The 15922-nt window shown below is 39.4% G+C and carries 14 protein-coding genes; 4 read left to right on the forward strand and 10 right to left on the reverse strand.

The features are described 5' to 3' along the window. Nucleotides 1–99: 99 nt before the first annotated feature. The gene (locus ACFPRA_RS03030) at nucleotides 100–912 is read right to left on the reverse strand and encodes an alpha/beta hydrolase (RefSeq protein WP_381430588.1); all 813 of its coding nucleotides are present in this window, start codon (nucleotides 910–912) and stop codon (nucleotides 100–102) included. 225 nt (nucleotides 913–1137) lie between these two features. On the opposite strand from ACFPRA_RS03030, the gene ACFPRA_RS03035 reads away from it, so the two are divergent. Next, nucleotides 1138–1347, forward strand: coding sequence for a small, acid-soluble spore protein tlp (locus ACFPRA_RS03035; protein WP_381430591.1), 210 nt, complete (start codon nucleotides 1138–1140; stop codon nucleotides 1345–1347). A 55-nt stretch (nucleotides 1348–1402) separates the two neighbouring features. Here the strand turns inward: ACFPRA_RS03035 and ACFPRA_RS03040 are convergent, their stop codons facing one another. Continuing rightward, entirely contained in the window at nucleotides 1403–2023 is a 621-nt protein-coding gene (locus ACFPRA_RS03040) for a hypothetical protein (protein ID WP_381430594.1), read from the reverse strand. Nucleotides 2024–2328: 305 nt separating this feature from the next. Here ACFPRA_RS03040 and ACFPRA_RS03045 point away from each other — a divergent pair, with 305 nt between their 5' ends. Next, entirely contained in the window at nucleotides 2329–2700 is a 372-nt protein-coding gene (locus ACFPRA_RS03045; protein ID WP_381430597.1) for a hypothetical protein, read from the forward strand. A gap of 136 nt (nucleotides 2701–2836) precedes the next feature. Here the strand turns inward: ACFPRA_RS03045 and ACFPRA_RS03050 are convergent, their stop codons facing one another. The 8 genes from ACFPRA_RS03050 to ACFPRA_RS03085 form a co-directional block, all read right to left on the reverse strand. Continuing rightward, a complete protein-coding gene (locus tag ACFPRA_RS03050) occupies nucleotides 2837–4060 on the reverse strand; it encodes a hypothetical protein (protein ID WP_381430600.1) in 1224 nt (407 codons plus the stop codon). A gap of 113 nt (nucleotides 4061–4173) precedes the next feature. Beyond that, a complete protein-coding gene (locus tag ACFPRA_RS03055) occupies nucleotides 4174–4434 on the reverse strand; it encodes a hypothetical protein (protein ID WP_381430603.1) in 261 nt (86 codons plus the stop codon). A gap of 381 nt (nucleotides 4435–4815) precedes the next feature. Further along, on the reverse strand, nucleotides 4816–5448 hold the full coding sequence (locus ACFPRA_RS03060; protein ID WP_381430605.1) for a DUF4351 domain-containing protein: 633 nt from the start codon (nucleotides 5446–5448) through the stop codon (nucleotides 4816–4818). A gap of 285 nt (nucleotides 5449–5733) precedes the next feature. Next, complete coding sequence (locus ACFPRA_RS03065) at nucleotides 5734–6753, reverse strand: DUF4179 domain-containing protein (RefSeq protein ID WP_381430607.1); 1020 nt, start codon at nucleotides 6751–6753, stop codon at nucleotides 5734–5736. Further along, on the reverse strand, nucleotides 6716–7273 hold the full coding sequence (locus ACFPRA_RS03070; protein WP_381430915.1) for a sigma-70 family RNA polymerase sigma factor: 558 nt from the start codon (nucleotides 7271–7273) through the stop codon (nucleotides 6716–6718). The genes ACFPRA_RS03065 and ACFPRA_RS03070 overlap by 38 nt, the downstream gene beginning before the upstream one ends. A 408-nt stretch (nucleotides 7274–7681) precedes the next feature. Further along, nucleotides 7682–9073: a VanZ family protein gene (locus ACFPRA_RS03075; RefSeq protein WP_381430610.1), complete on the reverse strand. Its 1392-nt coding sequence runs from the start codon at nucleotides 9071–9073 to the stop codon at nucleotides 7682–7684. Nucleotides 9074–9100: 27 nt separating this feature from the next. Then, the gene (locus ACFPRA_RS03080; RefSeq protein ID WP_381430613.1) at nucleotides 9101–9892 is read right to left on the reverse strand and encodes a hypothetical protein; all 792 of its coding nucleotides are present in this window, start codon (nucleotides 9890–9892) and stop codon (nucleotides 9101–9103) included. Between the two features lie 8 nt (nucleotides 9893–9900). Further along, a complete protein-coding gene (locus ACFPRA_RS03085; RefSeq protein ID WP_381430616.1) occupies nucleotides 9901–13761 on the reverse strand; it encodes an AAA domain-containing protein in 3861 nt (1286 codons plus the stop codon). Between the two features lie 325 nt (nucleotides 13762–14086). On the opposite strand from ACFPRA_RS03085, the gene ACFPRA_RS03090 reads away from it, so the two are divergent. Both ACFPRA_RS03090 and ACFPRA_RS03095 read left to right on the forward strand, forming a co-directional pair. After that, on the forward strand, nucleotides 14087–15004 hold the full coding sequence (locus ACFPRA_RS03090; protein WP_381430618.1) for a Na/Pi symporter: 918 nt from the start codon (nucleotides 14087–14089) through the stop codon (nucleotides 15002–15004). A gap of 115 nt (nucleotides 15005–15119) precedes the next feature. Then, nucleotides 15120–15767, forward strand: a complete 648-nt coding sequence (locus ACFPRA_RS03095) for a hypothetical protein (protein WP_381430621.1) — start codon at nucleotides 15120–15122, stop codon at nucleotides 15765–15767. Nucleotides 15768–15922 lie beyond the last annotated feature (155 nt).

Below are 15922 nucleotides of genomic sequence, written 5' to 3' on the forward strand. Positions count from 1 at the left end.
ACTGTATATTTAGACATAAAAACACCCCGTAAATGTTAGTTTGGTGTCTAACATTTACGGGGCAGATCAATTCCAGTGATTTTTTATTTTTATTATGCATTAAAGCACAGCTTTTAAATTGAGTTGTCTTTGCCATTTTTCCAACCATTCGGCGGATTGTGCGAATAACTCGTCCTCGAATTGGTAACTTGAAAATGTATGATCAGCATTTTCAATATAATGTGTGCTCACTTCTTTGGATTGTCCTCTTTGTTGTAAGGATTTCAAATAACGGGCAGTATGTTCTTTCGGGATATCTTCATCTTCTTTTGCATGGATGATCAATGCCTCGCCATCATAAGAACGTATTGCCTCAAGAGGTTGATGGTTTTTCAAATCATTTAAAAAGGAACGGCTGACATAGAAGCCTTGATAATCCACTTTCCCGCTTCTTTTTGCAATGCTCACTGCCCGTTCACCTAAAATCTCTGTAATATCTTCGTATGGAGTACCGACAGCGGACCATAAAACAAGTTTGCGAATCCGTCGATCCCGAGAAGCCGTTAACGCAGCGACCGCTCCGCCAAGACTATGACCGATCAAAATGATGTTCTGCTCATCGATCGCGTTCAATTTCGATACATAATCCAAAACCGTTTGTACTTCATCCAACTGATTCGTGACCGTCACATCGGCATAATCACCGTCACTTTCCCCGCAGCCGCTAAAATCAAAACGGAAAACCCCAAATCCTTTTCCCGTGAAATAACGCGCTGCTTTGACAAATAACCGATGCTCTCCAACCTTACTCCCAATAAACCCGTGCAATAGCACAATGAGCGGCACCTTCCCGTGCTGTTTTCTTTCAGGCAGATGAAGCACTCCTGATAACTGTAAATGATTATGGATAATTGAAATGGATTGACTGATCATATTCAACTTCCTTTCAATATTACTTTCAATTTTAATTAAACATATCTATTTACTAGGTATTATACGTAATGATAACCGAACCGTCAATCAAAATGTGCGATTGATAAACGAAAAACCAGATATAAGTTTTAGGCATCATCATCTGTTGCCATTGTGACAAATAGTTCATATAAATTCGGGAATGCTATCTCCTGAAGGTTTCCTAAAAAATGAAGGAGGACAACAATGCCTAAATTTACCCCAAGACCGAACGATACGGACACGACTGTCAATCGGATGAAGAAAACGATCAGTAATATGGAAGCTGCAGAAGCAGCGATGGAATTCGCGGAAGGGACAGAACGTGCCGCTATCAAAGCGAAAAACGAACGAAGGAAAGAAAGCATCGAAGGGATGCAAGAAGAGATACGTGAGGAAAAAGATTCCCGTAAATAAAACATGCCAGGTACCAAGACGATCATTTTGGCGGGTACCTGGCTTTAAATCAGATTTATTCGTTCAGCTTGAATCGGGCTATTTCTTCATCTTTTATTGTTACAATCAAAGTGGAATTTAATGCTGTTTCTTTTAGTATGTTTAGTTGCTCCATCGAAGGTACAACATTATATTGATCTGTTTGTTCCTTTACACCTAAGTCAAAATCCAAATAATTCTCTCCAACTTCACCTTTTTTAAGCATCGGGTTAATCGACCAACCTGTACCGAGACTATTCGCTGCTCTTTCCGATTCATCGAAGAGATTAAATCCAAGTATTTCAATGGAAGTGTTCAATAATTCTTCACTCGGTTCAATTATATAACTTAAACCGTCGTTAATTTGATAGGTCACTGGATCAACTTCTTCAATTCCACCGACAGTTCGATTGCCTGTATTTTTTATAGAAAAATGATATCTAAGAGAAACTGTTGAGAAGCTTTCCCTTTCTTGATTTAATTCATCGAACTGCTGTATATCATTTTCAGCAATGTGAATTTCTACGGACTTATTCGTTAATTCAATCGAAGATTTATTCAACACAGAACAACCAACTAGTAAAATCATCGAAAATAATAAGGCTAATTTTTTAAAATAGGATTTGATTTTACTCACTCCTTTCTTTTTATTTATCATAAAGAAGATAACTTTCACTTCTTTTTATTTATCATAAAGAAGATAACTTTCACTTCTTTATACGGTTTAAGTCCTAAAAGGATACAACCGTTCTTAATAAAGTAGTTTGCCCGTTAGCCTTTCTACAGTTCTCTATTTAATTGATTGATTATTTAAAACCTAAAAGTCGAATACAATAACAATACAACTCGTCTGAAAACTGAACTTAAAGGAGTGGTCGTATTAATTTAGAAGATCTAAAGGGAAAAAGCTCGGATAAAAATCGCAAGCGCATAACAAGTTTATTGTTAATCATATGGATGGTCATGCTTGCACTGACTTTTCTTTTTGACTTTTATCCCGGAGGACACGGAGTTGAAACTGATCATAACAAAGTGTTGATTCAAAGCGGAATGTTCAAAAAAGAAACCCATGTCATTCCAATCACAAAAGATAATGAGCTGCGAATAGCTTTATTGCATGATAATATCAATGATATAAAAACATTTTGGTTTGTGACTCTTACGTTTTTAGCTACATCCATCATAACGTTAGCTTCTCTTGTGCGAGTTAAATCCAAAGTTATCCTAGCAGTGATTTTAATTGTAGCGATTTCATTACTGCCTTTCATCCTCACTTCCTATTTCAATTATATGAAGAGTATAGATAATCTAATTGCAAATCTTATTCAACCGTGAGCAAGTATAAATAAATCTTTTGGAATCCGTTTACCGTTTGCCTGTAAACGATGCCCCAAGCCAACTTACATTTGAATAATAAAATTATGCCAGGTACCAAGACAATCTCGAATGGTGTAGGTACCTGACACAAAATTTATACCGGAGTCACAAAAAAATAGGCTTGAAATAACGCTTGATTATTCACCAGATATTTGCATAATTTATTGATATTTATTTCATCTGCTTGAATCGATAATACACCTAGGATTTTATGCATTCTTCTTGAATCATTAAGATTCAGTGCAACTTCATCCCAAACTCTTTTATGAATATAGAAAAATCGATTGAATTGTATCAATTTCCTCATTTTATCATTCTCAGTCATATTCTGAAAATCTTCGAAAAAGTCTTTATCTCTTTCCAATAATTTTTCAACAAATTCTTTTACCTTAGTGATCCCCTCTTCCAAACTCGGATGAATGGTGTCCCCAGGTTTCCACAAGATTAAATCCTCTACAGCAGTTATCGTATAGCGGATTCTATTCACTACTTCACCCTCTGAATCATTATCAAACTTAGTGTGGAAATCTTCTAGCAAATTAGTTAAATTCCTATCTTTTTCATTCACTTCATCAACGAGCAGATCTATATTGCAAAGGTGCCCTAGCTGATTACACAAAATCCGCACAACCTCTTCGAAGGATAAATTAGATTTCATCTCTTCACGAAAACCTGCCATTTGTAACAATGTCTTCCCCAACATTGAATTGACAGTTTTAGGCTTGTCCGAATCCGAAGCGTTAATCTTTGTAGAAATCAAATCAACCGGATTTGTCTCATGTATTGCCCATTGCATGGATAAGACGGATTTTGCAAATTTTTGTGCATCAAAGTTACAACCGTCCGGATCAAGTACACATAATTCACAGGCACCCTCTAAACTGAATCCTTTATTGAGATAATTGGAAAGCACCGTTGAGAATCCATATGTTACGATCTTGTGCTTTTTAAACTGCGAGAGATAATAAGCAGCAATTGTTTCAGAGCTGAAGTGCATTCGGACCAACTTACCTAGTTCCATATCTTGTTCCCGCATTGTCAAATTCATTAAAGCTTCCAATGCAGCAGCTTCATCTTTTAGTACTTGTTTTATTCTCATCAACAGCTTTTCATTATCAGCACGTTCAGTCAGCTCAATCGGTTTCTTCAGAATCGAATTTGCCCATTTCACCGCTTTTTCCATCTGACCAATCGAGAGATCTCCGTATACCATCGCATGTTGGGGAAACCGGCTTTCGATTAGACAAGCGATTGCAAGTAGAGGAATATGAAAAGGCTCTCCCTGCGTTTTAGCCTCAAATACACTTACCTTATCCACCTTTAACCGTTCCAAGTGCTCATTTATTCCAGGATGATCATAGATGGATGAAAACAGAAGATCCTTACAATTCCCACCTCGTCTGCAATACTCCCGATAATATTGTAGATTTTTTACAAGCACAATGATTCTGCCATTTTTAGTGATCGTTCATCGCCAATTGTATGCCACCCAATCTGATTATCCGCAAACGCGATCGCTCTTTCTTCTGTCCGCGTAACATACTGCCAATTACAATGATAGGTTTGATCATCAAAAATACTGTCTAAAAATGGATAGCCATTTATGATTTCAAGTGTTTCTTCATACACCTTTTCCCACTCGGTTACATCGATATGATCCGGCATAATATCTAAAAAAATCATTACCCCCATTTAAGAATTCCTCCCTCTTCAAAGTTTGAAATGAACTTTTCAATTTCTACATCTTTCTATCACAGTCAATAATATTTTCTTCTCCCCCATAATAGAACTCACGTTCTTATAAGTCAAACAATTATCTTTCTATTCGCATAAATAAAACTACACTTATTAAGTAAATTGACTTAATAAGTGTAGTTTTATTTTCACGTAAGTTTTAAAGTAGCAATGTCGGATACTCAAATAAAAATCAGATCATTTTTCGCAACTTCTCAATCGCCTCTATTTCCATATGAGTGACTTTTGCAATAAAGTCGACTGATAATCCCTCTTTTAACATTTCAAGTACGATTTCCTTTTTACCTTGCTCTATCCCTTTTCGATCCCTCTCTCTTCCTAAGAATTTGGCAACTTTGTAAATTCCTCTGCATTGTCCAAACGGCTAATTTCTTGCATCAGTTCTTCCTCCTCCTCTTCGTTGAGCTTCAAATATTGTTCGAAAAAGTCGTTGATGAATCTAGCACGGACTGGGTTGAGCTCCATCTTGGTCATCATACGTAAAAACTCCAACTTCACTTGAACTTTTTCTTCTTCCTGATACCCCATTTTCCCTAACAAGGCCGCTACTACTGGATTATTAGACTTCAAATAGTCCCGCCAATTCTTTTTCTTCAACTCCAACATCAAGAAATTAAAGGTTAGCACATGGAAGAAAGGAAACACGATTGTAAATTGATTAATTTCTGTATGTTTTTCATCATAACTAAAGACGGCAATTGGTAAAATAGGAATTCTGTACTCTTTGTAAAGTAGATTAAAGTAAAGATACATACGCTGGTGAAAATCTTTTTGGTAATAACTTTGCGGCTCCACTTGAATAACGACTAGCGTATTATCGCCTTTCAACTTCGACTCAATCCCGATATTCACGCGCCGATTTTCCCCTTTGATGAGATCTGTATACAATTCCTCAGATAGCGGAGTAATCGACTCAAAGTCAATGCTTTCATGGAGTACTGGGAAAAACACTTCAAGAAACTCCATAAAAAATTGCTGATCAGTTCTTTAAATAACTGATTATGATTCAAATATGCTTTCTGTTCTTTCTGAATGAATCCCCCATCCCATACGGTACGGTAGATTCCTTCACACACCTCATTACAGCCATCTAAACACATCCTCATTCCTAAGAAATGATGCATTCACCAAGGTGTAATTCTCTTTATGATGAAATATAGCCAAAAGCCCAAAGAAGAATAAACGTTTCATCCAAACCATTATGACCATGCAAATGGGAACACTAAGATTTTCTTGCTACTCCAATTCAACAATGATTGGTTCAAAATCAATTCGTTTAGAATCATCTATGTTATTACTGACATGGGCGAATGGATAAAACGTAATGGATGTGGCCTCTGGATCGAGGCCGTGAATCGTTCCATTCCAAGTCATGTCTTCGCGGGAATCCCCGCCGTCCGTGCCTATTCCACCATTATACGGCACTTGATATTCATTACCTAAATTATCAATTGCATGTAGCTCCGCTTCGACAGCCATCCAGTTATCATGAACAACAGGTTCGACATCTTGTAAATAGTTGATGGTTAAATTGACATCTGTTTTAACCGCGTCTATTAGTTCAATGGCCACATCGTCTTTACTTACTCGTTCATGGATGGGGATATATGTTCCTTCTATCGCATGTAAAGAAAAAGCAAACCGCCAATCTCCTTTTATGATCTTGTCATCTGAAGAGATGGTACTTGGCTCCCAAACTATATTTACCGTTTTCTTGGCATCCTCCAACATTGATAACGTCATTATGCCGACATAGCCGACCCCCTCCACATAATCTACTTTATAACCTCCTGCACTAAAATTATCTTCGACGGTCGGTAATTTTTCGAACAGAGGTAAGGTGCCTAAATCCTCTTCTGTTCGGAGTACATATGAAAGTGTCACCGTATTTCCATCGTAAAAAGCTTTCTCGATTATTAGTTCGACGCCATTACTATTTGCAACCAAACCAATATCCGTACTAATCTCCTCGTATGCTTGATAATAGTCTTCTTGTAAGATGAAATGATCGAATGCATATCCAATGATTGGAATTTGTTGAATAAAGTTAGCAAATGCAGGAGACACATATGCAGAGGTAATTGTACAAATCGACAGAAGCGCGACAGCTGCCGTATATTTAGCCACTCGTTTAAAGGGGAATCTAACCGTCTTTTTCTCCTTATTTTTAAAAGCATCTGCCAAAATTATATCCAACTTTTCAGAAGGAACGGGAATTTCATTCAATGCTTCTTTGACGCGTTTTTGCTCGGTCATCTAGATACACTCCTTTTAATATCGGCTTGATTTTCGCTAACGCTCGCTTTCCCTTTGATTTGACAGTTCCGATTGGTTCGCCAAGTACATCTGCTATTTGTTCAAAGGTCATATCATCGTAATATTTTAAAAGTAGAACAGTCTTATATTTTTCATCCAACTTAAAAATCGCATCCAGTAAGTCTATTTTTTCAGCAGACGTGGCCATATCACTGGTAAGGGAGGAAACCATAAGATCATCCATCAAAATTACTTTCTTTTGTTTTTGAAGGACTTCGAGTGAGACATTGATACAGATTTTCATTAACCATGTCGAGAAATACTTCGGTTCTCTTAACTGATGAATTGACTCAATTACCAGTAGCACCGTTTGCTGGAAAACATCTAAAGCGTCTGCTTCATTGCGAACATAACTAAACGAAGTGCGATACAGTTTTTCCTTTTGTTGTTGAAGCAAAAATAGTAGTGCTTCCTGATCCCCTCCTATCGCTCTTTTTACTTTCTTATAGTTAGCAGTCATCTTTTTCACCGTCCTATCTATTAGAGAGCCTATCCTCAAAAAAAGATGCACTTTTTTGAAATAAAAAAAGACCTACTCATATGAATAAGTCCATAAATGGTGTGGCTAGCAATGAATTTTGCACATAAAGGCCGTATAGTCCCAATAAAGCTCCTCTTGTCTTCGGAGAAGGTAGCCTAATTCAACGCGTCTCACGTTTAACAGATGCATGCCCCTCATCCTGCAGGCACAAATGTCTCCATGATTATTACCTCCTTTCCAATAAAGGAAAGAGGATCAACAATCAACCACCCTTACAATATTCAGTTGCATTTTCATTTTATCATAATTAACTAGATTAAGAGTTGTGATCTTATAGATAGGCTTCTAAATTTACGTTGGAGGTAGTAACATGTAGCCATTCAATCTCTAAATTCCCGGAATTAAAATAATCGTACCTACTCCATCTACTGTACTATGAAAAGCATAAATGGGTTGATAATAGCCTTTGGAATCTAAATGATAGCTTACTTCCACTTGATCGATTTGTAAGGTTTCTATCCTTTTATTTTCAGAGTAATATTGAAATTTCCCCTTCAAAATTTCTTCATATGCTTCTTGTTCGCTCTTAATTTGCACATCCCTAACCTTTTCATAGGTTATTAAGCGATTGACAATGCTCTTCACTGTGTCATCGTTATAATAAGTTACCGTTAAAAAACCATCTACCAGCTGATTTTCTATTTCCTTTTTATCCACCATCCACTCATAAGTGCCTGTATCGACTTTTTGAAAATGCGCGTCTTGTGGAAGATCGATGCCAAATTGTCTTACTTTTTCTTTTAACGTTTCTTCATCTACATCCTCAGGCCCTTTATCCTCTCTAAAGCTTGAAAAATCCGTATAATCATAACTTCCATCTAAAAATCGGAACCATATACTATGGGATCTCTCCTCTCCAATCCAATGTAGAATTTCATTTTGATAAGAAATAACCTCTGTATTCGATGTGTCAAGATTTATTCTTTCAAAAAAAGTTAGGATAAAGTCATCAGCGGTATCCTTTGTATAGCTTGGCGCTTTATAAACGGGAACTGCCATTCTATTTTCATTGAGCTGAATATCCCTAGTAATTGTTGCTTGTATCAGATCAGATCTATGAATGGGCGTAATCGATAGATTACCAAACTCCTTCAAGTGGTAGTAGGTAAAGATGCTCCCGAATGAGAGGATCACTACCAATAAAGGCGAAAAGTAGTAAAAGGATCGCTTTATCTCCTTTTCTTTAAGTGTCATGAAACCCATGACGATTCCATATCCAATGATGCCGCCTAATAGATTATTAAATAGATCATCCACCTCAAAAATGCCATACCCTGTGATAAATTGGAATGTCTCAATCGACAAAGTAAATAACAATGCTACTACGATTGTCCAAATGGCTCTTTGAAAACGCGAATGGAGTAATGGCAATAGTATACCAAGCGGTACAAACATGAATATATTTAAAAGTAAAAACTGCCAGTCCCTTACACTAAAACTATACCAAGCTTCTCGATATGAACTAAGAAAAGCTAAGACTATACGTCCCTCATAGTTTGAACCCCTATTCAAAAAGGTCACACCAATCACCATGATCAGATAACCTATAAACAAGCCACAAAAAAGTAGCCGCCTCTTTGATAGGCTTTTCTTTCCTCCCAAAAGCTTCTTATAGACAATGAAGTATCCAAGAAAAAAGAGTATCCCAAAAACAATTACGGCTATGAATGCCAGTAAAAAGTATTCCCTTACGATCTCGATAATTTCTTGAAGCCTCAATTTCTATCCCCCTTCCCCATTCATGAACTATGTGATTTTTTCTGAATCAGTCCCTTTCATTTCTTTATCATACTTCTCCAAATACTCCTTCCGCCACTGTTTCCGTTCTTGGTCATTCAACTGGGTTTCAAGCGTTTCATCCCACTGTTGCAAAAGTGTGTTCCAAACGCGGACATAAAATAAATCCTCCGATTTGTTATACAATTGAAATTCCAGACAAGGTATATGAACAGTTTGTTCGACAGTTGCCGATATGATGTCCGATACGACGATTTGGGCATTGCCCTCGTCAGATTCCACATTCATCGATAGGAGTGCATTTCGTAGAAGAGAATCTTCTAGCGAGTCGAATTCCCAATCGTTGAATTCATCCTTCCAACGATAGACTCCGAGTTCTTCCGAAGGATCCGATTTTAATTCTCCTTGCAAGAAATTTTGATGGCAAGCACTGAAAAGCGCCTTTGTCGTGGCGCTTTCCGGCTCATGGACGAAAATACCCGTTGCAAGCTGCTGAACGCCTTTCTCCGTCAATCCAAATGTCGAAGCCTTTTTTTCAATAATTTTCGTCCTTGTCATCAAGCTGATCAAATCGTTGATAAAAAGGGCGTCTACGAGTAGAAGTTCACTTAGCTCCTCAGCAGTTTCAATAGCTCCCTTTTGGAAAGCGATGAGCATCATTTTCATCAAAATATCCATCTTCGTCCGCTTTACAGTTTGGTAGGCAATTTCGATGGAATGGACGGGCAAACTCCATGTCAAAGTTTTAAGGAGTTTAACATTCAAATCCTGTTGAAGTTCCTTTGTTAACTGCCTTTTCAAGTCATCCATTATCCTTGCACATTCCCTTCTACATCCATAAGGCCATTGTTCTTTTGGACGTCTTTAAGCAAACGTCCATACATTTCCCTCGAATCGACATGTTTCGTCCGCTCGGTGAACATCTCCGAGCTTCCGACAATGATGAGCAATTCCCGCGCACGGGATAATGCGACATTCAGCCTTCTATAATCTTTTGCAAAACCGATGTCCCCGCCCTTATCGGCATGATTCCGTACGAAACTTAAAATGATGACGTCCATTTCCATCCCTTGAAACTTGTCCACGGATCCCGTTCTGCAATGCAAATGTTTCGGAATGAGTTCTTGGTGAATCAACCGATCGATCCGCTTCACCTGTTCACCATAGAAACTAATGACACCGACGCTCTTTTGAGCTTCCGGCGCCATTCTACCTGCTGCCTTTGCCCGTTCAGTAGCTGTATCCAAATCCTGTAGGAGATCGCGAATCCGATTCAATTCGGATGGGTTGAAACGGCTTGTTCCGCCTTTCATTTTCTCTTCAAAGAACTCAGGTTCATTTGGCATATCGAACCAAAGTAAATGGTCATGTCGCTTTACATAACGGGATTCCAGCAAATGGTCACGCATCGTATCGGAATCCGTTAATCCGCATCGGAGGCGATAATCCCCTTCCACATAAAACGGCGTGATGGTTTCCATAATGCTTTCATGCATCCTGTATTGGATAGCAAGCATCGTTTTGTTTTGCTTCGGCAAAGTCCTGAACAGCCGTTCGAATAGCGATTCATTCAACAGCTTCGCCAATTCCTGCTTCTCTTCACGATCCTCGATTTCCTCCAGAAATTCCTCCATCGTTTCTTGACCAACAAGAGGTGGCAACTGATGATGATCGCCGACTAAAATGATTTTTTTCCCTTTTAACATCGGAAGCAATAATTCTGGTGGTGTCGCTTTCGACACTTCGTCAATAATGACAACATCGAATGTAGGATAGTCTTCCATGAAGTCACGCCGGGCCGAGGCGACACAAGTTGTCCCGATGACATTGGCATGCCGTACATACAGTTTTCGGATTTCATCCAAATCATAGTCATTGGCCTCCTCGAGAAGGGATAGCCATTCTTCCTGCAAGGTCTGCGTAATCGGTAAACGGGCTTTTTCAAGTTCCAACTGTTCGACTGTTTGGGTAAGTGAATCGATTTCTGTCAGGGTTTCCTTACGTTCCATTTCGGGTTGCTGTACGATGATTTCCTTCAGATTCGCAAGGTGCAGTTTTTGTTCCTCCATAACTGCGCTCCCTTTTTCAATTTCTTTGTTCAATTCATCGACGGCAGCCGACTGGCTATTGATTTGTCCTGTGAGTTCTTCGACTTTGTGCTTCGTCTGCTCGAGTTCTAATGCATATTGTGCGAGTATCGCTTTCGTTTCTTGATAGGCTGCATAGACCTGCTCTTTTTCAACCAACTCATTTTTCAGATTGTCGATCGAAGTTTTTTCATCAATTGTTCCAAGTTGTGCAAGCAGCTTGGAGCTCTTTTGCTGAAGGTCCGTCAGTGCCATTTGCAGATGTTCGGCATCTTTTTGCAAAGTGTTGCTTTCTTTTTCAATTGTATGGATGGATTCTTTCACGGACGCAATCATTTCCGCATGAATGACCGCATACCGTTTTTTCGAATCCTCCATCATGTGATGCACATGCTGAAAACCGGCAGCCGTCGTTTTAGCGTAACCCATTCGCTCATGCAAAATATCTCGTGCAATCGCGATTTTTTCAAGCGTATCGTATTTCTCTGCAGAGTAATTGCGGGTAGCCAAAATTTGCTTTGTGGACGGCTTGACTAAAAATCGCCCTGTTTGGTCAATCAACTGATGAATATCCTTCACAGTCGTATACTTTTGGTTAGGGGGCCGTCGCGTCGCTGGACTTCTAAAACCATTTTGGTTTAGCAGAAGCTGCATCCGTTCAATTGCGATTTCCAAACGGTTCGTCAGTTCCCTCCACTCCGCATAAGTCCCAGTTGAGGCATCGGCTTTAATGCTGTGAATCAGCCGGTTCAACTCGGTAATCTTTTGTGCAGTGGCAAACGGAGGTACAAATGATGCCAAATCCAATTTCTCCTGTAGGATGGTCAATTTGGTAATCGATTGTAGTTCTTTCTCTAATCTATTTAAATCGGCGTTTTTGCGCTGATTCCGTTCAAGTGCTTGTTGAAATGTCGCAAGCGTATGGACCGTCTCTCCAATCTGTTGCAATGTTTGACGATAAGTGACAAGTTGCCGAAGTTTTTTGATGTCTTGCGCAAGTTCTTCCATTTGGTCAACCGTTTCTTGGCACATAGACCGCGACTCGGTTTCCCGTTCGAGTTGGTCGATCCGTTCCATCTGTTCATTGACCATTTGTCGCAATTTTTCTTGGCTATCGATCGTTTTATCACGTTCGTCCATTAAGAGGCCTACACTTTTTGTCAACTTCTCGATTTCAGTTGAGCGTTCAGCATACTCCTCCTCCGCCGCTTTTTTCAATTTCACTTGCTCTTCCAGCGAGGACAATTTTACTTGAAGTGCTTGTAATTGCTTTTCATGATCCTTTAGTTCGTTTTCCAACTGTGACTCCCTTTGTATATGGGCGTCAAGTTGTTCATAGACTGCCTGTAATGTCTGTTCTTTCCAATTCAAAGCGACATTTTCTTCGATAAACTTTTTGCCCTCTTCCTCTATACTCTCCGTCCGTCCATATCGTAAAATCCGGATGTCTTGGTGAGAAAGTAATCGGCCGAGCGCGTTATCGACCGCCAGATTCGCTTGGGAAGCAACGAGTGTACGTAATCCCGCTTTGACATTCTGATAGCAAATTTCCGAAATGACCGTTGTTTTCCCGGTCCCCGGGGGTCCTTGAATGACATAAAGGTCATTGGCAGTCATTGCGCCAACGACAGCCTCTTGTTGGAATTCATTCAAATTATTATGGAACTCCAGGTTTTTCTCTGTCTTTGAAATACGAACAACGGGCCGCTCTTCGAAAAGGACTTTTTCCAAGTTCGGATTCGCCGCAAGTCCATCTTGCAGATCTTTAAATCCTTTTCGTAATCGCCTTACTTGGCTGAGTTCGGCAAAATTGCTAAAAACAACTTCCTTAAGCACTTTGGGATGCCATTGGTTCTTTCTTGCCAACTCCTGATAAGGTCGATTCAATTCAATTTCAATAACATTTTTGGACCGATCGACTTTACTCACATTCCCTATATCTTGTGAAGTTCCTTTCTTTTTGGCACTAAACCCTTTAATCGTCTGCCAATCCTCGCCTTTCAATCCTTTGCAGACAAGGCGGACCTTACTGAAGTTTTCATTGAGACTCGCATTCGAAATCGTAGCAACAACATCTTCAACATCTGCATTCCGTTCTTGGATGCGCAAATATCCTTCCCAACTGGCAATCCTTTTCTTCACATAATCTGACCGTTCCTCTGCAATCGGCAGTTCCCGTAATCCTGTATACAATTCAACAGGCATAGAGGCACCCGAATTACGTCCTGTTTGAAACTTCAGCCGTACCGCTAAACGGCGGTTTGTTCGGACCGGCTCCCTTTTACCTCTAACATGAAAACCAGTTGCCAGAAAGCCATCATGCTTATAGACGCATTCCATGACAGCCACTCGATCATCGAGCCGTTTGGCTAATGCGTCATTCGTTTGATTATCAAAGAAAAAGGAAAACGACAGATTGCCTTGTCTGTTTTCCGGACGTTTTTCGATATGTATATCAAAGGCTTCTTGCATCGAAAAGAATGCATGCTCATCCTTTGCAAATTTCATAATTCCTTTTCGTGCGTTATCTGTCACACCCAGACCGCATCGTAGCACATTCTGGGTGGATATTTGTTGTTTCATGCGCGGGCCTTCTTTCTACAAACGCTTAAAGGTCAGTATTCCTATTAGAATAACTGACTTTTGTTTTTTCTTTATTTAGCAATTGTTGTTGTTTTAAATACGGTGCGTTAGCTTAGGAGGTAATTGTCCTAAGGCGTCATTTTTTGTTCCGATTAGCGTTATCTGTTTCAAAGTTCACATCTCTCTATTGTAGTCCATTTCCACCTCGATGTCCCGTACTTTACAAAGAGCGGAGCTATAAGGTGGGATAGATCTGAATTCTTCTTTTCTGTTTTACGAATTGTTTGAACTTGAAAACCATAGATTAGTTAATGAGGTGAAGGACATGCTTTTTTTAGGTGCTTTTATAATACTCGTCGCCGTGTTTTTACTCGGGATTACGTTAATGCGAGCCGGTCTGTTTATTCTCGGTAGCAAGAAAATGGAACAATGGTTAAAAAAAATGACCAATACACCGATGAAGGGAATGTTTGCCGGAATTGCCATGACTGGCGTCTTACAAAGTAGTTCCGCCGTCATGGTCATCATGATCGGCCTTGTATCGACCAGGCTTTTACTCTTTCCCCAAACGATTGGCATCATTTTAGGCAGCAATATCGGAACGACACTGACGTTACAATTCATTACTTTCAATTTAACGAGCTTCATCATTCCTTTCGTGGGGATCGGTCTCATTTGTCTGTTCTTCAAAATCCCATGGATCAAGAGCTTGGGGTTCATCTTTATTGGACTCGCCAGTATTTTCGCCGCCATGAATGGCTTTGAAAGGTTGGCAGGTCCATTAATGGACATTCCATTTATGCAAAAACTTTTGCTAATGATGGGTGAACATGTCCTATACGCTTTTATCATCGGCATCATCATCACATCCATTATTCAATCGAGCACCGTCGTTACTGGAATCGCAATGAGTTTTTTAAATGCTGGCATTTTCCCTTTAGAAACAGGTATTCTCATTATGCTCGGTGCGAATATCGGCACATGTACCACTGCCTTAATGGCGAGTATCGGAGCAGGACAAGAAGCAAGACTGACAGCCTTTGCTCATTTATGGCTTAACATAGGAGGCGTCCTACTCGTATGGCCTTTCCTTTCCTATTTGGCGCTTGGGAGCGGCCTCCTCTCGGACCAAACCGCTACACAATTGGCGCACGCAAGCGTTATTTTCAATTGTGTCACTTCCCTAATTGTCTTGCCATTTGCCGAGCGCTTCGGACGATTGATCGCTTGGGTGCATAAATGATAAGTGGAAAATCATTGCATTTTAATTTCTTAGTACGGACATGTTATGATGGTAGTGAGAGTATCGTATCTTTATAGATTTGATTGTGTGTCAATATTGTTAGGAGAGAATACAGTTGGATAAAAAAGAAAAACAGTTATTCGAGTACTATTACCATAAGTTTTCTGAAAGAAATTTTGATGAAAAAGATCTTTTCAGTTTTTTACTATTCGTTCAGGATAAGGCAAATGACAATAAAGTCATCCATGAACTGAGTCATCTTCTCATCCATCGAGATAAGATGACAGGCTATGTAAAGTCCTATTTTGACAATTGTACGGAAATTATCCGTAATCTTGAAAAAGAAAAGAAGCGCAGAAAAATTGAGAATCTGTTTTCATTTAAAGAGTTTAGAAATGGATTCAATTCCTTATTTTCACAATTCGGGTTTGAAAAGTTGCCGGCTGAAATCATCAATGATTTCATCTTGTGTATTATCTCTTTATTGCAAGGGATTTCTTTGCATTCCGAAAATTCGAATCGGGAGATCGGTCATTTAAGTTTTGCCGCCTCTAGCAAAGAAGTGTTTTTAATGGGCAATATGAAAACACTTAGCAAAGGTCGCTTTATTCCTGTGACATTCCCGGTATTATCCGTCAATAATATTTATGAAAAAGTGACGCCACAAGATAAGAATGACACGCCCTACTTATTTAACGATGCATTGATTGAAGTGATCAATATCGATGGCCAATTAGTGATCACGTTCCCAACGATTAATTGAATAGCATCGACTTGAAAACCAGCCTGGTTCGGTGTGAACAGGCTGGTTTTCTTTCTTCTGGTGACAAAAATTTATCCCGCTTTAACGGTGACGCTTTTAGCTTGTGTTCCCCTCAATCAGTGGGGGATGAGGAAAATCCCCACTGATTGAAGTTT

The organism is Sporosarcina soli, from assembly GCF_042655805.1.
In the GTDB taxonomy this organism is placed as follows: Bacteria; Bacillota; Bacilli; order Bacillales_A; family Planococcaceae; genus Sporosarcina; species Sporosarcina soli.